This is a genomic window from Maridesulfovibrio sp. (assembly GCF_963678865.1).
Classification (GTDB): Bacteria; Desulfobacterota; Desulfovibrionia; order Desulfovibrionales; family Desulfovibrionaceae; genus Maridesulfovibrio.
Genome location: NZ_OY787459.1, coordinates 1,874,291 through 1,898,155, shown reverse-complemented (window position 1 = coordinate 1,898,155; position 23,865 = coordinate 1,874,291). Strand labels below are relative to the sequence as shown.

General features: G+C 51.1%; 24 protein-coding genes. 1 reads left to right on the top strand and 23 read right to left on the bottom strand.

Features of this window, described 5'->3' with window-relative positions; genetic code table 11:
* Positions 1 to 75: 75 nt before the first annotated feature.
* The 21 genes from ACKU41_RS08765 to ACKU41_RS08665 form a co-directional block, all read right to left on the bottom strand.
* Entirely contained in the window at positions 76 to 330 is a 255-nt protein-coding gene (locus tag ACKU41_RS08765) for a zinc ribbon domain-containing protein (protein ID WP_321405060.1), read from the bottom strand.
* 303 nt (positions 331 to 633) lie between these two features.
* Positions 634 to 3,153: an endopeptidase La gene (gene lon, locus ACKU41_RS08760; RefSeq protein ID WP_407944425.1), complete on the bottom strand. Its 2,520-nt coding sequence runs from the start codon at positions 3,151 to 3,153 to the stop codon at positions 634 to 636.
* Between the two features lie 187 nt (positions 3,154 to 3,340).
* Positions 3,341 to 3,613, bottom strand: a complete 273-nt coding sequence (locus tag ACKU41_RS08755) for an acylphosphatase (RefSeq protein ID WP_321405059.1) — start codon at positions 3,611 to 3,613, stop codon at positions 3,341 to 3,343.
* A 27-nt stretch (positions 3,614 to 3,640) separates the two neighbouring features.
* Positions 3,641 to 4,318 carry a DNA repair protein RadC gene (radC, locus tag ACKU41_RS08750; RefSeq protein WP_321405058.1) on the bottom strand — a complete coding sequence of 226 codons (678 nt, stop codon included), beginning with the start codon at positions 4,316 to 4,318 and terminating at the stop codon, positions 3,641 to 3,643.
* Between the two features lie 222 nt (positions 4,319 to 4,540).
* Positions 4,541 to 5,521 carry a DNA polymerase III subunit delta gene (holA, locus tag ACKU41_RS08745; RefSeq protein ID WP_321405057.1) on the bottom strand — a complete coding sequence of 327 codons (981 nt, stop codon included), beginning with the start codon at positions 5,519 to 5,521 and terminating at the stop codon, positions 4,541 to 4,543.
* Positions 5,522 to 5,771: 250 nt separating this feature from the next.
* Entirely contained in the window at positions 5,772 to 6,269 is a 498-nt protein-coding gene (gene lptE, locus ACKU41_RS08740) for an LPS assembly lipoprotein LptE (RefSeq protein WP_321405253.1), read from the bottom strand.
* A 111-nt stretch (positions 6,270 to 6,380) separates the two neighbouring features.
* Positions 6,381 to 8,876 (bottom strand): leucine--tRNA ligase, encoded by a 2,496-nt coding sequence (leuS, locus tag ACKU41_RS08735; RefSeq protein ID WP_321405056.1) that lies wholly within the window; start codon positions 8,874 to 8,876, stop codon positions 6,381 to 6,383.
* 251 nt (positions 8,877 to 9,127) lie between these two features.
* On the bottom strand, positions 9,128 to 9,595 hold the full coding sequence (nusB, locus tag ACKU41_RS08730; RefSeq protein WP_321405252.1) for a transcription antitermination factor NusB: 468 nt from the start codon (positions 9,593 to 9,595) through the stop codon (positions 9,128 to 9,130).
* A gap of 178 nt (positions 9,596 to 9,773) precedes the next feature.
* A complete protein-coding gene (gene ribE / locus ACKU41_RS08725; RefSeq protein WP_321405055.1) occupies positions 9,774 to 10,244 on the bottom strand; it encodes a 6,7-dimethyl-8-ribityllumazine synthase in 471 nt (156 codons plus the stop codon).
* Positions 10,245 to 10,259: 15 nt separating this feature from the next.
* Positions 10,260 to 11,477 (bottom strand): bifunctional 3,4-dihydroxy-2-butanone-4-phosphate synthase/GTP cyclohydrolase II, encoded by a 1,218-nt coding sequence (locus ACKU41_RS08720; RefSeq protein ID WP_321405054.1) that lies wholly within the window; start codon positions 11,475 to 11,477, stop codon positions 10,260 to 10,262.
* A gap of 175 nt (positions 11,478 to 11,652) precedes the next feature.
* Complete coding sequence (locus ACKU41_RS08715) at positions 11,653 to 12,309, bottom strand: riboflavin synthase (RefSeq protein WP_321405053.1); 657 nt, start codon at positions 12,307 to 12,309, stop codon at positions 11,653 to 11,655.
* A 1-nt stretch (position 12,310) separates the two neighbouring features.
* Positions 12,311 to 13,453 (bottom strand): bifunctional diaminohydroxyphosphoribosylaminopyrimidine deaminase/5-amino-6-(5-phosphoribosylamino)uracil reductase RibD, encoded by a 1,143-nt coding sequence (gene ribD / locus ACKU41_RS08710; RefSeq protein ID WP_321405052.1) that lies wholly within the window; start codon positions 13,451 to 13,453, stop codon positions 12,311 to 12,313.
* Positions 13,428 to 13,883 carry a cytidine/deoxycytidylate deaminase family protein gene (locus ACKU41_RS08705; RefSeq protein ID WP_321405051.1) on the bottom strand — a complete coding sequence of 152 codons (456 nt, stop codon included), beginning with the start codon at positions 13,881 to 13,883 and terminating at the stop codon, positions 13,428 to 13,430. The genes ribD and ACKU41_RS08705 overlap by 26 nt, the downstream gene beginning before the upstream one ends.
* Before the next feature lie 162 nt (positions 13,884 to 14,045).
* The gene (gene glyA / locus ACKU41_RS08700) at positions 14,046 to 15,284 is read right to left on the bottom strand and encodes a serine hydroxymethyltransferase (protein ID WP_321405050.1); all 1,239 of its coding nucleotides are present in this window, start codon (positions 15,282 to 15,284) and stop codon (positions 14,046 to 14,048) included.
* 225 nt (positions 15,285 to 15,509) lie between these two features.
* Positions 15,510 to 16,748 carry a beta-ketoacyl-ACP synthase II gene (fabF, locus tag ACKU41_RS08695; protein ID WP_321405049.1) on the bottom strand — a complete coding sequence of 413 codons (1,239 nt, stop codon included), beginning with the start codon at positions 16,746 to 16,748 and terminating at the stop codon, positions 15,510 to 15,512.
* Between the two features lie 121 nt (positions 16,749 to 16,869).
* The gene (locus ACKU41_RS08690) at positions 16,870 to 17,100 is read right to left on the bottom strand and encodes an acyl carrier protein (protein ID WP_320007440.1); all 231 of its coding nucleotides are present in this window, start codon (positions 17,098 to 17,100) and stop codon (positions 16,870 to 16,872) included.
* A 35-nt stretch (positions 17,101 to 17,135) separates the two neighbouring features.
* Positions 17,136 to 17,879, bottom strand: coding sequence for a 3-oxoacyl-[acyl-carrier-protein] reductase (fabG, locus tag ACKU41_RS08685; RefSeq protein ID WP_321405048.1), 744 nt, complete (start codon positions 17,877 to 17,879; stop codon positions 17,136 to 17,138).
* 185 nt (positions 17,880 to 18,064) lie between these two features.
* The gene (locus tag ACKU41_RS08680; RefSeq protein WP_321405047.1) at positions 18,065 to 19,051 is read right to left on the bottom strand and encodes a beta-ketoacyl-ACP synthase III; all 987 of its coding nucleotides are present in this window, start codon (positions 19,049 to 19,051) and stop codon (positions 18,065 to 18,067) included.
* Positions 19,052 to 19,142: 91 nt separating this feature from the next.
* The gene (gene plsX, locus ACKU41_RS08675) at positions 19,143 to 20,168 is read right to left on the bottom strand and encodes a phosphate acyltransferase PlsX (RefSeq protein WP_321405046.1); all 1,026 of its coding nucleotides are present in this window, start codon (positions 20,166 to 20,168) and stop codon (positions 19,143 to 19,145) included.
* Complete coding sequence (gene rpmF, locus ACKU41_RS08670; protein WP_015850548.1) at positions 20,161 to 20,340, bottom strand: 50S ribosomal protein L32; 180 nt, start codon at positions 20,338 to 20,340, stop codon at positions 20,161 to 20,163. Before rpmF ends, plsX begins: the two co-directional genes overlap by 8 nt.
* Positions 20,341 to 20,391: 51 nt before the next feature.
* Positions 20,392 to 20,910, bottom strand: a complete 519-nt coding sequence (locus ACKU41_RS08665) for a DUF177 domain-containing protein (RefSeq protein WP_321405045.1) — start codon at positions 20,908 to 20,910, stop codon at positions 20,392 to 20,394.
* Positions 20,911 to 21,092: 182 nt separating this feature from the next.
* Here ACKU41_RS08665 and rpmB point away from each other — a divergent pair, with 182 nt between their 5' ends.
* Complete coding sequence (gene rpmB / locus ACKU41_RS08660; RefSeq protein ID WP_321405044.1) at positions 21,093 to 21,296, top strand: 50S ribosomal protein L28; 204 nt, start codon at positions 21,093 to 21,095, stop codon at positions 21,294 to 21,296.
* Between the two features lie 86 nt (positions 21,297 to 21,382).
* On the opposite strand, the gene ACKU41_RS08655 is transcribed toward rpmB, so the two are convergent.
* The gene (locus tag ACKU41_RS08655; protein ID WP_321405043.1) at positions 21,383 to 21,745 is read right to left on the bottom strand and encodes an STAS/SEC14 domain-containing protein; all 363 of its coding nucleotides are present in this window, start codon (positions 21,743 to 21,745) and stop codon (positions 21,383 to 21,385) included.
* Between the two features lie 125 nt (positions 21,746 to 21,870).
* Complete coding sequence (locus ACKU41_RS08650; RefSeq protein WP_321405042.1) at positions 21,871 to 23,799, bottom strand: TRAP transporter permease; 1,929 nt, start codon at positions 23,797 to 23,799, stop codon at positions 21,871 to 21,873.
* Between the last annotated feature and the right edge of the window lie 66 nt (positions 23,800 to 23,865).

Here is a 23,865-nt window from a genome sequence, read left to right as displayed (position 1 = left end):
TTATGTTTGAAATTTATATTGATCCGGTGTTGCGTCCGCTAAATTCATGGCTCTGAATTTTTTGCGGACAGCTTGCTAACTTCCGCAGGAAGAACAGTCGCCGCCGGAGCATCCGGCACAGCCACTGCTGCTGGAAGAAGATGGAGCAGGTGCACTTCCGAAATCACCCATGTCAGGAGCTCCGCCGCCGGTTTTGAACTTACAGGCGGACATGAGTTTTTCGGTTTTCTCGGATTTACATTCCGGGCAGGGAGGACATTCGTCGCGGTTGAAAACCAGCTCCTCGAATTCCTTGCCGCAGTCAGCGCATTTATATTCGAAAATAGGCATTTATATTTACTCCGTGCTTTGAAATATATGTTGCGAAAAATTGCATAGCCCAAATTGTCAGGAGGGGCAATGCCTCCGGCTGGGATACCGGTACTCCCTTAGAGACTTACCTCAGTTTGATTCTTCTAGCTCGGATGCAACCTTAAGTAGCTTTAATTATCAGGCTCTGGCTAAATCCGCTTCCTGCTGATTTGTTTCAACTCGCCATAGCGAAACGGATTAAAAGGTTCCGTAAGGGATGAGGTATGGGGAAGGGAAAACTCATGTATGAGTTTCCCCTTCCCCGTCCGCCGGAGATAATTTTTATTTAGTTTTGGCAATAGGCCATATTTCATCGATACGTTCGATGGGGGTGATCTCAATATTTTTCAGAAGTTCTTCGGGAATATCTTCAAGATCTTTCCGGTTTTGCGAGGGAATCAGCACCCGTTTCATGCCTAGGGATACGGCAGCGAGAATCTTTTCCTTGATGCCGCCAACAGGAAGAACACGACCGCGCAGGGATATTTCCCCAGTCATGGCCAGCTCCGGGTCAGCCGGGATTCCGGTCAGTGCGGAAACCAGTGCGGTGACCAGAGTCACACCGGCGGACGGTCCATCCTTGGGAGTTGCTCCGTCTGGTACGTGGATGTGCAGGTCCAGCTCTTCGTAAAAGTTGGAATCGATGCCGTATTCGTCAGCATGCTGGCGGGCGAAGGAGACTGCTGCCTGTGCGGATTCCTTCATCACATCGCCGAGTTGTCCGGTGAGCAGCTGTTTGCCTTTACCCGGCATGGCCGAGACTTCCACATGCAGCACGCAACCTCCTACCGGGGTCCATGCAAGACCGAGCGCGACACCTGCGGGAAGTTCATTTTCCTTCTCATCTTCAAGATGTTTGGGAATACCGAGGTATTTGTGCAGATTGTCGGCTGTAACTTCAAAGGGTCCTTTTTCGCCTTCTGCTTTCTTGCGGGCCAGTTTGCGGCAGACAGAGCCTACTTCGCGTTCGAGGTTACGCAGACCTGCTTCACGGGTGTATTCCTTGATGATCTTGGCGATAATTTCATCTGCCATGATCATTTCATTTTCTTTGAGTCCGTTTTCCTTGCATTGACGTCCAACGATGTAGCGGCGCGCAATATTAACCTTGTCATGTTCGGTGTATCCGGGGATGCGGATAACTTCCATACGGTCCAAGAGCGGACGGGGAATGGAATCCAGCACGTTAGCAGTGCAGATGAACATAACTTTTGAAAGGTCGTAAGGCACGTTCAGATAATGGTCGGTGAAGGAGTTGTTCTGCTCCGGATCAAGTACCTCCAACAGTGCGGAGGAAGGGTCACCGCGAAAATCTGAACCGAGTTTGTCGATTTCATCGAGCATGATCACCGGGTTGCGGGTTCCGCACTGTTTGATACCCTGAATGATGCGTCCGGGCATGGACCCGATGTAGGTCCGGCGGTGTCCGCGGATCTCGGCCTCGTCACGCATCCCGCCAAGAGACATACGGTGGAATTTACGTTTCAGGCTGCGCGCAATGGAACGTCCCAGAGAAGTTTTACCGACCCCCGGAGGGCCCACAAAGCAGAGGATGGGACCTTTCATAGACGGGTTCAGCTTGCGTACGCTCAGGTATTCAAGGATGCGTTCCTTTACTTTTTCAAGATCGTAATGGTCTTCATCGAGAATTTTTTTGGCTTCAATGATGTCGAGACGGTCACGGGATTGCTTGGCCCATGGAAGCTCAATCATCCAGTCCAGATAGGTTCGGATGACCGTGGCCTCTGATGCTTCCGGATGCATGGCTTCAAGGCGGCGGAGTTGCTTTTCAGCTTCCTTGTGTACTTCCCTGGGCATTTTTGCCTTGGCTATGGCTGCACGGATTTCTTCAGCTTCCTCAGCTTCGTCAGTGGATTCGCCGAGTTCCTTTTTAATGGCCTTGAGCTGTTCGCGCAGGTAGAAATCTTTTTGGGCTTTATCCATGCCTTCTTTGGCCATGGACTGGATTTTATTCTGCATGGAAGCCACTTCCACTTCCTGCGTGAGCTGGGTGTTGACAAGTGTCAGCCGCTCAACAGGTTCTCCGCATTCAAGGATAGACTGAGCAATTTCAACTTTCATGCGCAGGTTGGAGGCGATCAGGTCCGCTAAACGGCCCGGTTCGTTGACGCTGTTGAGTACGCTCATAATGTCGGTGGAGGAAATACCGCGTAAGGTCAGGATTTTTTCACTCTGTTCCCGAGAGGAACGGACAAGTGCTTCCTGTGTGGCGTCCAGCTCTCCTGTTTCAGCTTCGGGAATAGCTTCAATTTCAGCAACATGAAAAGGTTCTGAACCTATGAATCTTTTTACCCTGGCCCGAGATACACCCTGTACGAGTACTTTCAGACGTCCGTCTGGCATTTTGAGCATGCGCATGATCATGCACACGGTTCCGGTGAGGTAAAGATCCTCATGTTCCGGGCTTTCTACGCTCTCGTCTTTCTGGGTCAGGACCATTACGTAGCGGTTGCCGGTCATGGCCGCTTCCACTGCATTGACGGATTTTTCACGGCCTACAAAAAGCGGAAGGATCATATAGTTGAAGACAACAATATCCCTCACAGCCAGCACCGGAAGGGTGGTGGGAATATCCACATATGCTTCATCGGGAATATTGCCTGCGTCATCCAGCAGGTCTGCTGCATCATGGAGCACATTCAGCGGAGAAACCGGGGGTTTGTTCAAGCCCTGATCGTTGCCTGCATCCGATGTGGATTTCTGTCTCGCTTTTTTTTGAACTTCGGATTTATCTTTCTTGTTCAGTTTGAGCGGTTTGATGGGTGATTTTTTTTTCTTCAACGCAATGTCCTTGTTTCAGAAATGGTTGTTTTTACAGTATAATAAAGCATTAAATCTCCGACCCCAAACCGTATTGGCGGGGCCGGAGAGCTTATCAGTCAATTTGTCATATCCGATCCGGGGTTTCGCCCGTTACCGGGATATGATTTTACCGGAATGCATACAGCTTGATTCCGGGGCTGCGCAACTAACGGATTTCAAATCCCTTGTGCTCGGTATCGTAATCCATCCATTCACACTTTACGTCTGTAACCTGCGAAAGGGGTGGGCCGACCAGCAGCCGGGTTCTCATCGCAGCGACTTTTGTCTCATCTCCCTGCAGCAGCACTTCCAGCTTGCCTTGGTCGAGATTGCGTACCCAGCCGTTGAGGCTCAGAGCGGCAGCCTGATCGTTGATCCATGCACGAAAGAACACTCCCTGCACCTTGCCGGTTACAACACAATGATAGCTTCTGATCATAGGACCCTCCTTCCGATTTGAGGTGAACTACAAATATCCTGCTTCCTTGAAGCTGTGGAACCTGTCTGCTGTTACTATCACGTGGTCCAGCAGACGTATTTCCATGTCCTGACAGAGGGCGGCTATTTCCATAGTCCTCTCCGTGTCTTCAGGAGATGGAGACGGGTCCCCGCCGGGATGGTTATGGGTCAGAATCACTCCGCTGGCGTTGTGGCGCAAAGCCAGTGCCACAATCTCTCGCGGATATACTGCGGTCTTATCCACAGTGCCTTCCGACAGCCTATCCCAGCATATCACTTTGTTGCGGTTGTTGACCAGTGCAATCCAGAATTCTTCTTTAGCCAAATTGCCGATCCGGGCCATGGCTGCCTCGTAGACAGCTTCCGGAGAAGAGATTGGGTCTTTACCGTTCATGGGTTCCTCGGCAATTCTGGTCCAAAATTCACGCATAAGCGTAAAAAATATCAAAACCCCCGGCCCGATTCCCTTGAACCTTTTCAATTGTTCGTCCGGCGCCCTGAATACCCCGCCCAGACTGCCGAATTCAACCAGTAATTCTTTGGCAACCGGTTTGGTATCGCGTCTCGGCAGCACCTGCCCTAGAAGCAGTTCCAGAATTTCATAATCGGCAAGGCTTGTTGAGTCTTTGCCGAGTTTTTCTTTCAACCGCTGGCGGTGGCCGTGGTAATGAGGTTTATCGTTCATAATAAATAGTAAGTATGCTTTGGCAAGTAGTACAGTTCCGACACGGGCCAGATTCGACAAAAAGTATGAGACCCTGCGGACGGGTTTACTTTTGAATGGATAAACCGGATGCAGGTGCAAATCAACCTGTTTAACATGCTAAATGATGTAAAACAGGCTTAAAAAACCAAAAAAGGTGTAAAAAAGCTATTTTTAGCAGGGTGTGAAAATAAAAAAGGGACGCTAGCGTCTGCGTTGAGGGGGAGCAAACAGGGAAGTAAGGGAAGCCACCAGCAATTCAAGCGCCTGCTCAGGTTTACGTTGCCCGGTCTTGATACCTATCTCCGCTTCCATGACAATATCAAAAAGTCTGGCAATGCGGACCGGGCCAAGGCGTTGTGCAAGGGCTTGTTTCTGCTTTTTAACGAAAGGAGGCAGACGCACTTCCGATTCTTCGCCGTGTATCATCATCCATAAGGCCCGGGCCTCACGAGTCAGCGATGCGGTGAGCATGAAGATCATGGAATCTTTTTCGCTGTGGTTGGTCAGCACCCGGCGCCAGATTTCCACCGGGTCGCCTCCTTCTGACATGGAGCGCATGAAGGCAAAGAAGTCCATTTCTTCGGAATGGGCGATAAGCCCCACATGTTCCATGAGAATCCTGCGGTCCGGACCTGCTGCCAGATCCAGCTTGTCCAGCTCCAAGCGTGCTGCGCGAGCATCTTTTGGTAAGGCTTGCGAAAGAGCATTCAGCACCGGGCTGTCGATGTGCAGGCCGTTGGTCCTGGCCCATTTGCCCACAAAACCGGAGATTGATTTCTGGTCCAGCCCAGCGGACTTCCAGAACCATTTCTGTTTTTCAGCGAATTTCCAGCATTTGCGTTTTTTCAGCACTGCCGGGATGGGGGGCGTTTTGCTTTTCCACTGGCTTTCAAGGCAGATAAAGAGAAAAGACGAGCTTGATAGTGAAGCGATAGTTTTATCGATATTGTCCCATACTGCAGCCTTAAGCTTGTGTGCCCGGCGCAGGATAATTACTTTGCTTGCTCCGAAAAGGGTCTGCAGAGTCAGGTCGTCCCAGAATTGAGGAGGCAGGTCTTCGTCCGCCCAGTAAGCTTTTTTCTCGTAATCCGTGGCCCCGTGCTTTTCCTGCAGCTCGGCAATGTTGGCGTGCAGCAGTTCCGCGTCTGGGCAGATGAGAAACATGTATCCGGGTCTGGACATTTGTACCTTTAATTTGAAAAAAGTGCTTAGTCGACCTCCGGCGGCCCTCCGGGGGACAAAGAAACTTTTTGGAAAAAGTTTCTCTGGACTCTTCAAAAACTTTTAGTAGGGCTGCGCCGCATTACATATTAAAGCAGGCCTGTGTGCAAGAAATGCGAAGCATAAAAAAAGGTTTTGGGATTCTTAAACCCTTTTTGCAAAAGGGGTAGAGGTCCCCGTCAGGGATACCGGAAGCTCTCTTAAAAATTCCTTAGTAAGCCTGATTCATCCGGTCTACCAGACGGCGGACCATGAGTTTGGTTACCAACTGCTGGGTCGCGTCTTCCTCTCCAGTGTAGTAGGATTCGGTAACGCTCATCGGCCCGGAATTCCAGATCAGGGAACCGTCGGATGCGCTGATGATCTTCATCTGCACTTTGAGGGTCATATCGTATTTCAGGGTCACATCTTGGTCACCGAGGATGCGGCTGCCGTCGGAGAGTCCCAGAATTCTGATATTGATAAGTGCTTCCGCTTTGGACTTGTCTGTCCATACGAGCTGTCCCCGGCGAGTGATTTCATCACGTAGCATAGAGCGTATTTTGGGTTCCAGCCAGCGTTCAAGAGTGGGGTTTTCCACCTTGGCGATGGCGACTTCGCGGAATTGCTCTCCGACCCTGTTCGGCTCGGTGGCAGAGTTGTGGTAGCCGCAGGCAGAGACAGCAAAAACAACACACAGCAGCAGGATCAGCTTTTTTACAGAATTCATAATAACCACAGCTCTAACTCCTCGAGACGCGAAGCCCGTTAAAAAGTTTTGAAGGGAGAGTCCAGAGAGGGAAACTTTTTCTAAAAGTTTCCCTCTCTGGTCCCCGAAGGGCTAATTTGCAACAATATTAATCAGCTTGCCGGGAACAACGATAACTTTCCTGATGGTTTTGCCATCAGTGTGTTTAGTCACGTTCTCGTGGGCAAGTGCTGTTTTTTCAATTTCTTCTTTTGAAGCGGCAGCAGGCACAGAGAGTTTGCCGCGCATTTTGCCGTTGACCTGAATGATGATCAGGATTTCGTCGGTTACCAGTGCGGTCTCGTCGTGCTCAGGCCATGCAACTTCAGCTATGTAACCGTTGTAGCCCATTGCAGCCCAGAGTTCTTCGCAGATGTGCGGGGCAATGGGAGAAAGCACGGTAAGCACGGTGCTGTATGCGGAAGAAAGCGCGAATCGTCCGTCTTCACTCTTCATGAGTTCGTCTTTGAGCGAATAGATCTCGTTGACGAGCTCCATGGTGGCAGCGATGACAGTGTTGAACTGGAATTTATTTTCCATGTCACGGCTGGCGCGTTTGACGGTTTCGTGTTCCTTGAGCCGCAGCTTCTTGGCTTCGGAAGAGAGTTCCATTGAGGGTTTAGCACATGCGCCGACAGCGCTGAGCTTGCCTTCAAACTCTTCTGCCAGTCTCCATATTCTGTTCAGGAAGCGGTGCGCTCCTTCCAGACCCTGATCAGACCATTCAAGGTCTTTTTCAGGCGGGGAGGCAAAGAGGATGAACAGTCTGGTGGCGTCCGCACCGTACTTGTTAATCATGGCGTTGGGGTCGACCACGTTGCCCTTGGATTTGGACATCTTGGCGCCGTCCTTGAGGACCATGCCCTGAGTGAGCAGGTTCTTGAACGGTTCGCTGAGCTGGGTGTAACCTTCGTCGCGCAGGATTTTAGTAAAGAATCTTGCGTAGAGCAGGTGCAGAATGGCGTGTTCGATTCCGCCGATGTACTGGTCAACGGGGGTCCAGTATTCAAGGGAGTTGCTGTCAAAGGGAGCGTCTGCCTTGCGGGAATCTGTGTAGCGCATGAAATACCATGAAGATTCCACAAAGGTATCCATGGTGTCTGTTTCACGCTTTGCAGCCTTACCGCATTTAGGACAGGTCACGTTATGAAAGCTTTCCATATCCGGCAGCGGAGAGCGGCCATCTTCGTTCATGACCGCATCTTCGGGCAGAACAACAGGCAGGTCCTGTTCGGGCACAGGAACGATTCCGCAATCGTCACAATAGATTACCGGAATTGGGGAGCCCCAGAAACGCTGACGGGAAATGTTCCAGTCGCGCAGGCGGTAGTTGATGGATTTCTTGCCCTTGCCGGACTTGCCGAGGAATTCAACGATTGCGCCCTTGGCATCTTCATTGGGCATGTTGTCGAATTCACCGGAATTGGTCAGTACGCCGGGGGCGGAGTATGCTTCTTCCAGATCTTCAACCTTGAGGGTTTCTCCTTCGGGCTGGATGACCACCTGCAGGGGCAGATCATATTTTTTGGCGAATTCAAAGTCGCGCTGATCGTGTGCAGGAACCGCCATTACTGCGCCGGTACCGTAGCCCATGAGGACGAAGTTCGCCACGTAGATAGGCATTTTCAGGCCGTTGAGCGGGTTGATGCAGTATGCGCCGGTGAAGACACCTTCTTTTTCAAGGTCATCCGCACCGCGTACGATGCGGTCCATGTTGGAAACCTTGTGCACGAATTCGCGGACTTTTTCTGCTTCGGGCTTGCCTTCGATGAGCTTCTCCACCATGGGATGCTCGGCTGCCAGAGACATGAAAGTTGCACCGAAAAGGGTATCCGGCCGGGTTGTGAAAACGCTGATGGTTTCTTCGGAGTTTTCAACTTCAAAGTCGAGTTCCGCACCGATGGATTTACCGATCCAGTTGCGCTGCATGGTGATTACGCGCTCAGGCCAGCCGCCTTCAAGTTCGTTCAGGCTTTCGAGCAGTTCTTCTGCGTAATCGGTGATGCGCATGAACCACTGTGAAAGTTCTTTTTGCACAACTTCGGTATCGCAACGCCAGCAGAGTCCTTCTTCAACCTGTTCGTTAGCCAGAACGGTATGGCAGGTTTCACACCAGTTGACCGGAGACTTTTTGCGGTAGATCAGCCCTTTTTCGAGAAATTTCAAAAAAAACTGCTGTTCCCACTTGTAGTAGCCGGGGTGGCAGGTAGCCAGTTCGCGGCGCCAGTCGTAGGAATAGCCCAAACGTTTGAGCTGGGTTCGCATGTCATCAATATTGGCGTAGGTCCACTCGGCAGGGTGGGTGTTGTTCTTGATGGCCGCGTTTTCTGCGGGCAGTCCGAATGCATCCCAGCCCATGGGGTGGAGCACGTTGAAACCTTTCATGCGTTTGTAACGGGCGACAACATCACCGATGGAGTAGTTGCGCACATGCCCCATGTGGATTTTCCCGGAAGGGTAGGGAAACATTTCCAGCACGTAGTATTTGGGGCGGGACTCGTCGGCTTCCACATTGAAAGCTCCTTTTTCAGTCCATTCCTTCTGCCACTTGTTTTCAATTAATTCCGGTTCGTATTTCCCAAAACCCATTATGAAAATCCTTTTGATATGGGATTATGCCTCCGGCGGCCCTGTCGGGAGCTGGACCAGAGGCGCCATCGCGCTTTTGACAAACTGATTTCGCCGCCGGCGGCCAAAGGAGCTAAGTCCCTTTGGAATCCCTAATTGTTTACAACGATTTATTCATACAAAGCGGCGAAGCCCTGATAAGTTTTTGGGATTCTTAAACCCTTTTTGCAAAAAGGGTTTAAGGCCTCCCCGGCAGGGGTCGCCGAATGCAATTAAAAATTCTTCTCAACCTTGAACTTGCCGGTGTCGATGTCACGGGCAACAGCGTCTAGGATGCCGTTGATGAAGTTGCGGGAATTGCCGTCTCCGAACTTTTTAGCCAGCTCAATACCTTCATTGATACCCACCTTGAGCGGGATGTCAGGTTTGTGGATCAGTTCGTATACAGCGAGTCTGAGTATGGCCAGTTCCACTTTTGCAATTCTTTCGATTTTCCAGTGTTTGGAATACCGACCGATAACTTCGTCAAGTTCTTCCTGTGCTTTCCAGATTCCGATCAGCAGTTCACGGGCGAAGAGGATCAGGTCTTCTTCGGTTTCTCTGATTACTGCAGGGCTCTGGTTGTATATACGTTCACATGTCCATCCTCCATGAGGGGGGACAAAACTCAGGCCGTAAAGCACCTGAAAAGCAAGTACGCGGCCTTTTCTTCTTAAACCTTTAGTCTGGGACATCTGCATCACTATCCTGAGGTTGCGGGCGTAAGTGCCGTGCAACGCAAGATACATCTAAATTGTTATTTAAACAACACAACAGGCATACGGTCTCCAAACTGCGGGCCGGAGACCGTATGCCTTCAAATTATGTTTAATAATCAAGGCCTGTTCCGAAGAATCAGCCTGATTATTTATGCTTCAGTTAAATCTGTTCCAGAACGCGGACAGTTTCCAGCATTGCGGAAGCTGCTTCAACGCCTTTGTTACCTGCTTTGGAGCCGGCACGTTCAACAGCCTGATCAATGGTGTCACAGGTAAGCAGCCCGAAACCGATGGGCAGTCCGTTGTCCAAGCTGACCTGAGCTACGCCTTTGGCGCACTCGTTGCAGACATAGTCGAAGTGGGGAGTCGCACCGCGGATAACAGCACCGAGAACCACGATACCGTCATATTTGCCGGATTCAGCAAGTTTTTTGGTTACCACGGGGATTTCAAAAGCACCGGGTACTTTGATCAGGGTCATGTTGTCCTTGTCACAGCCGTGGCGGGCAAGGTAATCAACAGCTCCGCCTACCAGTCTGTCAACGATGATATCATTGAAACGTCCGGCTACGAGTGCGATTTTCAGACCCTTGGAATCGAGCTGACCTTCTATGGTTTTGATATGAGGCATGGAGCTTCTCCCTTTTTATTTTTTATCTTCGAGATGATCCAGCATGTGGCCCATCTTGTCTTTTTTGGTTTTCAGGTAATCGAAGTTCATTTCACAGGCGTCCATCTCAATGGGTACGCGTTCGGTAACTTCGAGACCGTAACCTTCAAGACCGACAATCTTTTTCGGGTTGTTGGTCATGAGGCGCATTTTGGTGATACCGAGCTGTACCAGAATCTGGGCACCGGTTCCGTATTCACGGAGGTCGGGTTTGAAACCGAGTCTTTCGTTGGCTTCAACAGTGTCACAACCGAGGTCCTGAAGGTGATAGGCTTTGATCTTGTTGCCGAGACCGATACCGCGGCCTTCCTGACGCATGTAGAGCAGCACGCCTTTTCCTTCGTTGCGGATCATGCACATGGCGGAAGCCAACTGATCACCGCAGTCGCAGCGCTGGGAACCGAAAACATCACCGGTCAAACATTCTGAGTGAACGCGGACCAGCACAGGTTCGCCGGGTTTTACATCGCCCATGATCAGGGCGATATGGGTGCGGTTGTCTTCGCTGGAATGGAAAGCGGAAGCCTTGAAATCCCCCCAACGGGTAGGAAGTTCTGCATCAGCCTCACGGGTAACGGTGTGGCTGCCGAATTTCATGCGGTATTTGATCAGGGCTTCAGTGGAGCAGATTTTAAGGTTGTGCTCTTTGGCGTATTCTTTAAGGTCGGGAAGGCGGGCCATGGTGCCGTCATCCTTCATTATTTCGCAGATTACACCTGCAGGTTTGAGGCCTGCAAGGCGGGCGAGGTCAACGCTGCCTTCAGTCTGTCCAGCACGGACCAGCACACCGCCGTCTTTGGCGCGCAGCGGAAAAATGTGGCCGGGGGAAACAATATCCTCTGGTTCGGCACCGTCCTTAACGGCAGCAAGGATGGTGGTGGCGCGGTCGGCAGCTGAAATACCGGTGGTTACACCTTCACGTGCTTCAATGGAAACAGTGAAGTTGGTTCCGAACTGGGAACCGTTGGACTGGGCCATGAGCGGCAGCTTCAGGTGGTCTACCATTTCACCGGACATGGCGAGGCAGATAAGCCCCCTGCCGTGAGTTGCCATGAAATTGATGATTTCAGGGGTCACTTTTTCTGCGGCGCAGACAAGATCACCTTCGTTTTCACGGTCTTCATCATCAACCATGATGACCATTTTACCTTCGCGGAGGTCCTCAATTGCTTCTTCAATAGTGCAGAAAGGCATATTCGTTATCCTCGTGTTCCGACATGCGGAGGGGTTTTTAAAAATCGCTGTCTACTTAAGCAAACAGGTCTGTCTTCATACATCAAAATGCACAAAGGGTGAAATATGTTTTTTTATTCTTTTATATCAGTATGTTGGATTCGTAAAAGTCTCGGGCGGTTATGCCGGGGGATTTTTAAAATCCATTTTCGCGTAAAAAGTCCATAGTAAGCTTGCTCTGCGGCTTTTCTGCAGCTTTTTGTCCGGTCCAAGGCGCGACCATGCGTTCCACGTACTTGCCGATTACGTCAGTCTCAATGTTTACGGCATATCCCGGAGTCCAGAGCGAGATTGTGGTCTCTTCCTGAGTTTCCGGGATGATGTTTACTTCGAGGTAGTCAGAACCGCAATCATTGACCGTCAGACTGATGCCGTCCAACGCAACGGACCCTTTGGTGACGACATATTTACCGTGTTCTTCGGGAAACTTGATGCGGTAAATTTTGGATTCACCTGCGGGACGTACGGAATCCACAGTACCGAGGCAATCCACATGGCCGGAAACAATATGTCCCCCCAGACGGTCACCCATGGCCAGTGCGCGCTCATAGTTGATCATTGATCCGCGCTTGAGATTGCCGAGGTTGGTCACCGACATGGATTCCTTACTGGCGTAGCAGGTGAACCAGCTGTCACTGTACGTTTCAACTGTAAGGCAGACGCCGTTGATGGCGATTGATTCGCCTTTTTCGTAATCTTTAATCTTGGGCGCACTTACCTTGAAGCGGGTTTCGTTTCCCCGGTTTTCGGCGTTTTCAATGCGTCCTTTTCCCTGAATCAGTCCGGTGAACATGCTATTGTCCTTCGGGTTTGAAAACTATTTTTAAGTCACGGCCACTCTGTTCTACGCGGCTTACCCGCAGGTCCGTGGCTTCACTGATGAGTGTATTGCCGGAGCCTGCGAAATTCGGCCTGCCCAGCGCATTACCCAGAATGCGAGGGGCCTGATACATGACAAATTCATCAACCAACCCCTGCTCCGTCATGGAGCAGGCCAGTTTGCCGCCGCCTTCGCACAGAGTGCGCAGGATGCCGTGCTCCCGGCGCAGCATTTTGAATCCGTTCTCAAATATAAGACCTTTTTCACAGCAGGGAAGGGCTACAACTTCAATTCCCTTGTTTTTCAGTTCAGTGGCTGTTTTTGAGTCGGCCTGTCTTTTACTGGTCCAGAAAATTGTCTCTTCTGCGCGGGCAGTGGTCAAAGTAAGCTCATCGTGGTTTTGCGGGAGGTGATTGGTAACCACCACGGCTTTAGGCTGGCTGAATCCTTCCGGCAGCGGATCAAGTCTGCAATTGAGGCTGGGGTTGTCTTCGCGCAGGGTATTGCCGCCGACAATAACCGCTCCGACCATGGAGCGCAGCCTCTGCACATCCTGAAAAGATTCCGGGCATGATACCGCTTCCTGCGCTCCGGTGGCACCGGCTATTTTGCCGTCGATGGTGCAGGCCAGCTTTAGGATGGAGTAAGCACGGTCCTTGAACTGCCAGCACAGGAAATCGGAAATTAAATCTTTGCACTGCTCTTCAAGCACACCCTGATCCACCTTTACGCCCTTGGATTCTAGATATTCAATGCCCCCGGCTGCCTTGGGATTGGGGTCGCGGGTGCCGACCACAATGTGCGGGATGCCCGCTTCAAGGATGCCTTCGGTACAGGGTGGGGTTTTACCGTGATGGTTGCATGGTTCAAGGGTAACGAACATCGTGCATTTGCTCATATCCACATTTCTGGATTTAGCATCGGCAATGCATTCCCTCTCGGCATGCAGCCCTCCGCAGAAACGGTGGTAGCCTTCCGCCACAATTTGCCCGTCATGAACCATTACCGCTCCGACTGTCGGATTAGGTGCGGTCCGGTTACGACCGCGCATGGCAAGTTCCACAGCACGGGCCATGAACTTTTCTTCGGGACTAATTGTCGAATTGAAGAAGAGCAAATTCAACTCCGGCTTCTTTGAGCATCTGTTCTGAAAGTTCGTCCGGGTAGCTTTCGGAATAGTAGATTGCACTGACCCCGGTGTTGATCAGCATTTTAGTGCAGATCAGGCAGGGCTGGGTGGTGCAGTAAATTTCTGCGCCTTTTAGAGATACGCCATGTGTTGCGCCTTGGATGATGACGTTTTGCTCCGCATGAAGTCCCCGGCAAAGTTCATGGCGCTCACCGGAAGGAACTCCGAGAGTCTCACGGATACAGCCTACATCTTTGCAATGGGCGGTACCGGACGGCGGTCCGTTGTAGCCGGTGGCAAGGATGCGTTTATCCAGAACTGCCACAGCACCGACTTTGCGGCGGGTGCAGGTGGAACGCTCTGCGACAAGGTGTGCTATGCGCATAAAATAGTCCGGCCAAGGCATTCTGTTATCCATGAAATTGCTCCCCTCTTTGAAGCTGAGAAAACGGACCCGAATATTCGGGCCCGTTTTTATTGGTATTATGTTGCGCTTCGCGCTTTTGATTCAAGAGTTTGCCTCCGGCGGCTTAAACCCTTTTATCAGGCCTTGCCGCTTTGCTTGGCAAATCTCGTGATCCTAGTATGCGAAGAGCGGGTATTCTTTTGCGAACTCGGCAACTTCTTTGCTGATCTGCTTCAGCTTGGTGTCGTTGCCGATGGAGTCGATGGCGGCGTTGATCCAGCCTGCGACTTTTACCATTTCTTCTTCTTTCATTCCGCGGGTGGTCAGGGCCGGGGTACCGATACGTACACCGGAGGTAACAAACGGGGAACGGGTTTCAAAGGGGATGGTGTTTTTATTGACAGTGATGCCTGCTTCGTCAAGAGCATGCTCGGCGTCTTTACCGGTGATGTCCTTGTTGGTCAGGTCCAGCATCATCAGGTGGTTGTCAGTACCGCCGGATACGAGGTCGAAACCTGCGTCCATAAGGTTCTTGGCCAGAGCCTGAGCGTTGGCTACAACCTGCTTCTGGTATTCAACATAAGAGGGCCTGAGCGCTTCGCCGAAAGCAACAGCTTTAGCAGCTATAACGTGCATGAGCGGGCCGCCCTGAATACCGGGAAAAATGTTGGAGTTAAGTGCCTTGCCGTGTTCCTCGGTGGAGAGGATCATACCGCCTCTGGGACCGCGAAGGGTCTTGTGGGTGGTGGTAGTGGTGTAGTGGGCGTGCTCGATGCAGGAGGGATGAACGCCTGCTGCGATGAGACCGGCGATGTGGGCCATGTCCACCATGAGTACAGCGCCTACTTCGTCAGCGATCTGGCGGAAGCGGGCAAAGTCGATGATACGGGGGTATGCTGATGCACCTGCAATGATCATCTTGGGTTTGCACTCTTTGGCAATCTTAAGAACATTGTCGTAGTTGATGGTCTTGGTCTCGGGGTCGACACCGTAGAATTTGATGTCAAAGAGCTTACCGGAGAAGTTTACCGGGGAACCGTGGGTCAGGTGGCCGCCGTGGGAGAGGTCCATGCCGAGGACAGTGTCGCCGGGCTTGAGGGCTGCGAAGTAGACAGCCATGTTTGCCTGGGAACCGGAGTGGGGCTGTACGTTAACGTATTCGCAGCCGAAAATTTCTTTTGCACGGTCACGGGCGAGATCTTCCGCGAGGTCAACGAATTCGCAGCCGCCGTAGTAACGCTTGCCGGGGTAACCTTCAGCGTATTTGTGGGTCATTACACTGCCCATGGCCTGACGTACCGCTGTGGAGGTAAAGTTCTCCGAAGCGATGAGTTCAAGCTTGGTCATCTGGCGGGTTACTTCCTGTCCGATCGCAGCCGCTACTGCCGGGTCTCTCATCATTAATTCTTCCATGACAAGCTCCTTTTTTATGCCTTCGGCGACCCTGCCGGGGGCCTTAAACCCTTTTTGAAAAAAGGGTTTAAGAATCCCAAAAACTTTTAATAGGCCTTTGCCAAGGCAAGTGAAAATTTTTACTTAAACGTACAGAATATAAACCTTCAGGGATTCCAAAGGGGCTTAGTCCCTTTGGTCCCCCTGAAGGGGCCCTCGGAGAGTCGCCGAAGGCATCATTTACTCTTATTCTTCGAATCTTTTAAACAGCATGCAGCCGTTTGTTCCGCCGAAGCCGAACGAGTTGCTCAGTACGTAGTTGACCTGCTGCTCGCGTTTACCGTCTTTACAGTAATCGAGATCACAGTCGGGGTCAGCTTCGATCTGGTTTGCAGTACCGGGGATAATTCCGGTTGAAAGGGTTTTGACAGCAAAAGCTGCTTCAACCCCGCCTGCACCGCCGAGAAGGTGTCCCATCTGGGATTTGTTGGCACTGATAGCAATATTCTTCGCGTGGTCACCAAAGACTTTGTAGATGGCTTTGGTTTCGCAGAAGTCGTTCAGTTTGGTGGAAGTTCCGTGGGCGTTGATGTGATCAATCTCGGAAGGATCGATCTTGGCTTCACGGATGGCTGCGTTCATGGCCCGGGCCGCGCCTGCGCCGTCTTCCGGCGGTGCGGTCATGTGGTAGGCATCGGAAGATGCACCGAAACCTACAACTTCAGCCAGAATCTCGACACCGCGTTTCTGGGCGTGCTCAAGGGATTCGAGCAGCAGCAGGCCTGCGCCTTCACCCATGACAAAACCGTCACGGCCATTGTCAAAGGGACGGGAGGCGGTTTCAGGATCATCATTGCGTGTGGAGAGAGCCTTCATAGCGGTGAATCCGGCAAAACCCAGCGGGGTTATGGTGGATTCAGCGCCACCGCAGATCATCACATCGGCGCGGCCGAGCATGATGTCGGTGTAAGCCTGACCGATGGCGTGGGTGCCGGATGCGCATGCAGTACACATGCACAGGTTCGGACCCTGCGCTTCAGCGAAGATGGAAACCTGGCCGGCTGCCATGTTGCCGATGATGATCGGGATGAAGAAGGGGGTGATTTTTTTGGGACCGGATTTCACCAGTTTGGCGTGCTGTTTTTCAATGGTGTCGAGACCGCCAAGGCCTACACCGATGACAACTCCGGCACGTTCACGTTCATCCCCTTCAAGCTTGAGTCCGGTGGACTCCATGAGCATCTGGTTGGCTGCTACAGCGAACTGTGTGAACCTTTCCATGCGTTTGGCTTGTTTAACGGGGATGAAATCTTTAGCGTCAAAGCCTTTAACTTCACCTGCGATGCGGGAAGTAAATTCGCTGGCATCAAAGGCGGTAACTTCGGCAATACCGGACTTCCCCGCAAGGAGGTTGTCCCAACTGGTATCAATGCTGTTACCAAGGGGGGTGATGGCGGAAACGCCGGTTACTACTACCCTGTTCATATATTTAAACCTGTAAAATATGTTGGGGTTAATCTTTTGGGAGGGTAATACAAAAGGAGCGCCTTACGCCCGTGAGGAGCAATAAGGCGCTCTTTTCAAAAACCCTGTGAAGCAATCAGCTCTACTGCTTGCTTTCTACGAATGCGATAGCATCCTTGACTTTGAGGATCTTCTGAGCTTCTTCGTCTTCGATTTCAACGTCGAACTCTTCTTCCATGGCCATGATGAGTTCAGTGAGGTCGAGAGAGTCAGCGCCGAGATCTTCAACAAAGGAAGCCTCGTCTTTGATTTCGTCTTCAGATACGCCAAGCTGGTCTACGATAATTGCTTTTACTTTTTCAGCTGCGGACATAGTCCCCTCCAGATCATTATTTTAGTGTTTCTTGATTACATGTACATCCCGCCGTTAACAGCGAGAGTCTGGCCTGTGATATAACCGGATTCATCCTTGGCAAGGAATGAAACCGCATTCGCTATATCATCGGATGTGCCGAGTTTTTTCAGCGGTATATTGTCCATCATCTGCGCCATGACTTTTTCAGGCAGTTCTGCGGTCATGTCGGTCTGAATGAATCCCGGGGTAACGGCATTCACAGTGACACCGCGCGGAGCAAGCTCGATGGCGCTGGCCTTGGTCAGCCCGATGAGGCCGGCCTTGGCCGATACGTAGTTGGCCTGTCCGGCATTACCGGCCTGCCCAACTACTGAGGAAATGTTGATGATCCGTCCGTAACGCTGCTTCATCATGATCTTTGCAGATTCACGCAGACAGGTGAAGGCCCCGGTCAGGTTGATGTCCAGGACTTTGTCCCAGTCCTCGTCTTTCATGCGGACAAGAAGTCCGTCGCGGGTGATTCCGGCATTGTTTACCAGAACATCAAGCTTTACTTTGCCTTTGATTTCCTCTTTGAAGAAAGCAGTAACAGCTTCACGGTCGGAAGAATCAAGCTTGAATGAGCGGGCTTTGCCGCCTGCAGCTTCAATTTCAGCGCAGACTTTTTCAGCTCCGTCGGGACGGCTTACGTACGTAATGATAACCTCAAAACCGTCTTTGGCAAGCCTCTTGGCGCAGGCTTCTCCGATTCCTCTGGAACCGCCCGTCACAAGGGCGGTACTTGGCAGTTCACTCATTTAGTTTCCTCTATGTTAAATTAATCCGGTCATGCGTCTCATAGCCTAAAGCGGCTGTGACTGCAAATTTAATCGAAATTAATTTGTTTAAACATACATGTGCGTTTGCACAATGTTGTTTTTCCCTTTAATACAGCAGTGTTGTTAATTTTCTGTGAAAAGAACAAAAAATATTAAGACACCGATTAAAACTGTATCAGTGAAGAACCCCAGGTCAGTCCGCCTCCGAAGGTGGCCAGCAGGACCAGATCACCGTCCTTGATGAAGCCGGATTCCCTGGCATCAGCAAGTGCGATGGGGATGGATGCGGCAGATGTGTTGCCGTATTTATCCACGTTCGCGAAAACTTTTTCCCGAAGGATACCCAGTTTTTTACCCACGGCCTCAATGATGCGCATGTTGGCCTGATGGGGCAGCAGCACGTCTACATCATCGATGCTCAGTCCCTGTCTCTTTAAAATTTCATTGGAGATGGAGGTCATGGAGCGTACTGCGTGTTTGTAAATTTCACGTCCCTGCATTTCCACGAAGTTTTCAACACCTACGGTGTCGCCGGCTTTATAGGAATATGCAGAACCGCCACCCTTGACGGTCAGGTTCATACCATGATTTCCGTCGGCGCGGACAAGGGTATCGAGTATTTTTCCGGATTCATCGCCCGTTCCTGCAACCATTACTGCGGCTCCCGCGCCGTCTCCGAAGAGTACGCAGGTTGAGCGGTCTTCCCAGTTTACCCTGCTGGTGACAACTTCAGCGCCGCAGACCAGAATTTTTGCAGTGGGATCGAGATTGATGAGTGCCCGGGCTACCTCTACAGCGTAGACAAAACCGGAGCAGGCCGCGGAAAGGTCCATGGCTGCTATGTTTTTGATACCCAGACGTTCCATGAGCAGGCAGGATGTGCTGGGAATAGGCATATCGCCGGTGAAGGTGGCGACGATTACGTGGGTGAGTTCTTCCGCTTCCATGTCTGCTTCTTGAAGAGCCTTTAAGGATGCTTCATAGGCAAGATCATGACAGGTCTCGTCTTCAACAACGTGGCGCTGTTTGATTCCGGTGCGGGAGGTTATCCATTCGTCGTTGGTATCGACAATCTTTTCAAGGTCAGTATTTGTATATATCCGTTCAGGGACATGGAAACCAAGACCCTTGATGTACGAGAAAGTACTCATTGCGCCATTCCTGTTTTAGGATGGAAAGAGAGCTGACTAATCCGGGATGCGTCCATAGTCCGAAGTAAGGTCGCAGGAATACCGCATTGGACTAAAATTCGCGTGCGGTGATTTCCTTATGAGCGGCCAGTCCTTCTTTCAGGTGGGCGACAGCATCGTTTTTGACAAAAGTGGCAGCCATTTCAATGGCTTTTTCCACTGCCCGGGAATCGGCTTTACCGTGGCAGACAAGGACAATTCCTTTCAATCCGAGAACCGGAGCTCCGCCATACTCAGACTTATCTAACAGTCTGCTGAATCTTTTGAAAGCTTTCATTGCAAGCATGGCTCCCAATTTGGAAACAATGTCTCGTTTGAGCTCTCCCTTCAGCAGGCTGCCGAAGCTGGTAGCCAGTCCCTCAGCCAGCTTGAGTGCAACGTTTCCTACGAAACCGTCACAAACGGCAATGTCAACATCTCCGGTAAAAATATCACGGCCTTCGATATTGCCCACAAAATTCAGGGAAGAATTCTTGAGCATTTCGTAGGTGGTTTTTACCAGTGAATTGCCTTTGCCTTCCTCTTCGCCGATGGTCAGCAGACCGATGCGCGGGGTTTTGTATCCCAGCACGTCTCGGGCAAGCACGTCGGCCATGAGGCCGAACTGAAAGAGGTGTTCGGGCTTGGAATCTACGTTGGCACCAACATCAAGTAGGACCATGGGTTTTTTTTCAGTGGGCAGAATTCCGGCCATTCCCGGACGCAGGACACCTTTGATCCGGCCGATGGTAAACATGCCGCAGGCGACAGTGGCCCCGGAGTTTCCGGCACTGACGACTCCGTCGGCCTTGCCCTCCTTGACCAGTCTGCATGCGACCTGAATTGATGAGTCCTTCTTCTTGCGCATAGCGTCGGCAGGCTTGTCTTCCATTGTGACAACCTGAGAAGCGTGGACAATATCAATAGCACATGATCCGGTATCAAGCTTTTCAAGCTCGGACCGGATCATGTGCTCATCACCTACCAGCGTAATCGGGAGCCCCGTTTTGGCGGCATTGACCGCTGCGGGAACTATAACCGAAAGACCGTAATCGCCACCCATGGCGTCTACGGCAATGCGGGGTATTATGCTAGGCATCTTCGGAATTGATTACCTGACGACCTTTGTAGGAACCGCAAGAAGAGCAGGCTCTGTGAGGGATGATAGGTTCACCGCACTCGCAGTATACTACGTTGGGGGTTGCTACGTGGTCGTGGGAACGACGCATGTTTCTGCGGGATTTGGATGTTTTCTTTTTCGGCTGTGCCATGACTAAGTCTCCTAAAGAGTTTTTTTTAACCCGATCCGTACGGACCGGAATTTAGTTCTTTATCTTAAGATTGCGGAAAACCGCAAGCCTTGGATCGCCCTCTTCTTTTTCGCAGTCGCATCCGCCCTTGTTCAGGTCGGCTCCGCACTTGGCGCAAAGCCCCTTACAATTTTCCTTGCACAGGGGTTTGATCGGAAGTGCTATTACAAAATGCTCCCAGAGGAGGGCACCGATGTCGAGTTTGAGTCCTTCTTTGGTTTTGACGACAGGGGTTTCTTCTTCATCCCCATCTTCTGCAACCTGTTCGTACTCCTCGAATTCGGTTGAAATATTGTGCTTGTAGTCCGCCGTACATCTGTCGCATGCAATTGTGACGGAACCTTTGGTTCCGCCTCTGATAAGGCATCCTTTATCCTGCGGAAGGACATAGACTTCAGACACCAGCGCATCGCCGGGTTTGACGTCTATTTTAAATTGTTTCCATGCTTCGGCCCAGAAATTCTGGTCCTCGAAAACGAAATTTTGTCCCTCTTCGGGGATGTCATTCAGTGTAATCCAGAGTTCAGACATATTTTTCCTCGCGGAAGGCGTTTCTATATGAGTTTTTTTTCTTATGTCAAGGAAAAAGAGCTTGCATTTTCCAGAGCGAGCGTTTAAATGATACCTCTTTTGTTCGGGTAGAGCAATTTCTCTTGCGGGAAATCATGCTTTCCGGCAATCTAAATAAGTGACTACCATCAAGGAGGTTCAACATGTCCCAGGTATGCGATATATGCGGTAAAGGTCCTCAGACTGGCAATAACGTTTCCCACGCTCACAACAAGACCAAGAGACGTTTCATGCCCAACCTGCAGAAAGTCCGCACTCAGCTTCCCAGCGGTGAAGTGAAAAGCATCAAAGCTTGCACCCGCTGCATCCGCTCCGGCGCTGTTGTTAAGCCCGTAGCTAAAAAGTAAGCTAGTTCTTATCTTTTTATTTTTCACACGATTCGTTCGTGTAGAAAGCCCCGGTCATATTTTATATGGCTGGGGCTTTTTCATGTTTATTCTGCAGTCCACTTAAGAGCTGCTTCAAGCTCTTCAGCTGGATAGGTTTTTACCTCGCCACTGACCAGTTTTCCGGCTACTTTTGTCCCCCATTCCACCCATGAAGGGCCGCCGACTACAGAAAGTTTTTCAAAGTCATTACGGTGGGCAAATCCGAATTTGGTGTCTTCCCACATGGCTTTCAAATCCCAGCCCTTAAAATTTTCATCCATGTAAAGCAGGCAGTTACACTTGCCGAATTCGGAGATTGTTTTCTGCAATGCCGGAATCCAGACTTCTGTGTAATCTTCGCCGGTCACCGTACCTGTGGCTGTCACCGCCAGCATAGGACCGCTGCTCTCTTTCATAATTGTGATCATTGTTCTGCTCCTTGAAAAAAGTGGATAGGAAACATTTAATCACATTTACCATGAGAGCTGAAAAAAGGGAAAGTCTCAAAGAATGAAACTTTCCCTTCAATTCAGTTTTTTTTAGGCGACTGTTATCAGGCTGCTTCAAAAGCCTGCTTTTTGAACACAGAGCGTTCCCGCAGCATCATTGCGATCAGTAAAGCAGCTCCGGCAGCATGCAGCCGCATGTCAGGCCAGACGAGCATTGTGGCAGCACCAAGATAGAGAGCCCGCTGGATGATATTCAGAGCATATGTGTTGAAACCTTCGAAGAAGACCGCGAAACAGTACAAACCGGCAGTGGCGCAGACTACAGTCTCAGCTACCTGCCAGAGCGGACCTTCGAAAAGGATCGGGGTGTAGCAGAAAAGAAGAGGGATTATGTACAGTCCCTTGGCAATTTTCCACGACTCAAATCCGGTTTCCAACGGTTTGGAACCGGATATGCCCGAGGCACTGTAGGCTGCAAGACAGACCGGCGGGGTAACGTTTGCGTCCTGAGAATACCAGAATATGAGCATATGGGCCGCTAGAAGGCTTGTGCCGAGCATTTGCATAGCCGGGGCAGCAAGGACAGCCAAAACGATGTAGGAGGCTGTTACAGGCAGTCCCATGCCCAATACGAGTGATGCCAGCGCAACCATGACAATCGTCAGCAGCAGGCTGTTTCCTGCGATCATGGTGATGAGCATGGAGAACTTGATTCCCATACCGACCATGAGCACAACGCCGACCACGATGCCGGAGCAAAGCAGGATAACCCCGGTGGTGACCATGTTCTGGCCGCCGGCAGCAAGGGCATCGAGGATATCTTTGCCGGACATGCGTGTCTTGGGATTAAGCCAGCTGGAAACCACGATGGCAGCAATACCGCCGCAGGCGGCAAAGGTCGGGGTGAATCCATACATGAGCAGACCCATGAGTGCACCGATGGGAATGAAGAAGTTCCAGCCCTTCTTCATTACTTCGCCTATGCGTGGGATATCTTCTTCAGGAATCGGCTTGATGCCCAGCTTTTTGGCCCGCAAATGCACAAAGAAGGCCACGCTGACAAAATACATGATTGCCGGAATGAAGGCGACGCCGACAATGGTCAGGTAGGGAATCTGGGTCCACTGGCTCATGATGAATGCTCCGGCACCCATAATGGGCGGCATGAGCTGTCCGCCGGTTGAAGCCGCAGCTTCTACTGCACCGGCAAATTTGCTGGGAAACCCTGTCTTTTTCATCATGGGGATGGTAATGGAGCCGGTTCCAACGGTGTTTGCAACCGCGCTTCCTGAAACCGATCCCATAAAACCGGATGCAAAAACAGCCATTTTAGCCGGGCCGCCGATGGTGCGTCCCATCGTTGCCATGGCCAGCTGGATAATGAATTCCCCGGCCCCCGATTTGATGAGGAACGAGGCAAATAGCACGAACAGAAATACAAACGTACTCGAAATAGTGGCAATGGTTCCGAATATGCCGTCCGGCGCAAAATACATGCGGTAGAGCATGCGCTGTACAGTCACACCGGGGAAATGCCAAAGTCCGTTCAGATATTGTCCCCCGCCCAGTCCGTAGGCCAGAAAGATAGCAGCCAGACAGGGGATAAGCAGCCCTGTTGTCCGTCTGGTGATTTCCATCAAAAGAACCATTGCCAGCCCTGCAGCAATAAGGTCGGCCATGATCGGCACTTCATTACGCATGTGCAGGGCATCTTCGAAGAAGACCAGATAGAATCCGGTGGCAAACGACAAGATTGCCAGAAAGTAGTCAATAGGCAGAGTCTCACGGGCATGCCGTTTAAGCATTGGGTATTGCAGGAAACCGATGAAGAGCATGAATGAGTAGTGAACAGCGTTACGCTGAATCTCCGGCATGATGCCGATGGTATTGACCCAGAGATGAAACAGGGAACAGATGATGCCCGTGGCGTATAAAAGCTTTGCGGTACGCCCTTCGATCACACGTTTGATCGCAAGGGTTTCCCCGCCTGAATCTTTTTTGACTGCCGGCTTTGGGGAGGTGGTGTCGGCCATATGAAATCCTTGGAAATTTGATGCGCTTCGCGCTTTTGATAGATAATTTCGCCTGCTGCGGACAAA

Excerpts from the sequence above, each read along its gene's own strand:
- ACKU41_RS08765 (WP_321405060.1), bottom strand. The coding sequence starts at position 330 with ATGCCTATTTTCGAATATAAATGCGCTGACTGCGGCAAGGAATTCGAG.
- ACKU41_RS08755 (WP_321405059.1), bottom strand. The coding sequence starts at position 3,613 with ATGATCAGAAGCTATCATTGTGTTGTAACCGGCAAGGTGCAGGGAGTG.
- radC (WP_321405058.1), bottom strand. The coding sequence starts at position 4,318 with ATGAACGATAAACCTCATTACCACGGCCACCGCCAGCGGTTGAAAGAA.
- holA (WP_321405057.1), bottom strand. The coding sequence starts at position 5,521 with ATGTCCAGACCCGGATACATGTTTCTCATCTGCCCAGACGCGGAACTG.
- lptE (WP_321405253.1), bottom strand. The coding sequence starts at position 6,269 with ATGAATTCTGTAAAAAAGCTGATCCTGCTGCTGTGTGTTGTTTTTGCT.
- leuS (WP_321405056.1), bottom strand. The coding sequence starts at position 8,876 with ATGGGTTTTGGGAAATACGAACCGGAATTAATTGAAAACAAGTGGCAG.
- nusB (WP_321405252.1), bottom strand. The coding sequence starts at position 9,595 with ATGCAGATGTCCCAGACTAAAGGTTTAAGAAGAAAAGGCCGCGTACTT.
- ribE (WP_321405055.1), bottom strand. The coding sequence starts at position 10,244 with ATGCCTCATATCAAAACCATAGAAGGTCAGCTCGATTCCAAGGGTCTG.
- ACKU41_RS08720 (WP_321405054.1), bottom strand. The coding sequence starts at position 11,477 with ATGCCTTTCTGCACTATTGAAGAAGCAATTGAGGACCTCCGCGAAGGT.
- ACKU41_RS08715 (WP_321405053.1), bottom strand. The coding sequence starts at position 12,309 with ATGTTCACCGGACTGATTCAGGGAAAAGGACGCATTGAAAACGCCGAA.
- ACKU41_RS08705 (WP_321405051.1), bottom strand. The coding sequence starts at position 13,883 with ATGGATAACAGAATGCCTTGGCCGGACTATTTTATGCGCATAGCACAC.
- glyA (WP_321405050.1), bottom strand. The coding sequence starts at position 15,284 with ATGGAAGAATTAATGATGAGAGACCCGGCAGTAGCGGCTGCGATCGGA.
- fabF (WP_321405049.1), bottom strand. The coding sequence starts at position 16,748 with ATGAACAGGGTAGTAGTAACCGGCGTTTCCGCCATCACCCCCCTTGGT.
- ACKU41_RS08690 (WP_320007440.1), bottom strand. The coding sequence starts at position 17,100 with ATGTCCGCAGCTGAAAAAGTAAAAGCAATTATCGTAGACCAGCTTGGC.
- fabG (WP_321405048.1), bottom strand. The coding sequence starts at position 17,879 with ATGAGTGAACTGCCAAGTACCGCCCTTGTGACGGGCGGTTCCAGAGGA.
- ACKU41_RS08680 (WP_321405047.1), bottom strand. The coding sequence starts at position 19,051 with ATGAGTACTTTCTCGTACATCAAGGGTCTTGGTTTCCATGTCCCTGAA.
- plsX (WP_321405046.1), bottom strand. The coding sequence starts at position 20,168 with ATGCCTAGCATAATACCCCGCATTGCCGTAGACGCCATGGGTGGCGAT.
- rpmF (WP_015850548.1), bottom strand. The coding sequence starts at position 20,340 with ATGGCACAGCCGAAAAAGAAAACATCCAAATCCCGCAGAAACATGCGT.
- ACKU41_RS08665 (WP_321405045.1), bottom strand. The coding sequence starts at position 20,910 with ATGTCTGAACTCTGGATTACACTGAATGACATCCCCGAAGAGGGACAA.
- rpmB (WP_321405044.1), top strand. The coding sequence starts at position 21,093 with ATGTCCCAGGTATGCGATATATGCGGTAAAGGTCCTCAGACTGGCAAT.
- ACKU41_RS08655 (WP_321405043.1), bottom strand. The coding sequence starts at position 21,745 with ATGATCACAATTATGAAAGAGAGCAGCGGTCCTATGCTGGCGGTGACA.
- ACKU41_RS08650 (WP_321405042.1), bottom strand. The coding sequence starts at position 23,799 with ATGGCCGACACCACCTCCCCAAAGCCGGCAGTCAAAAAAGATTCAGGC.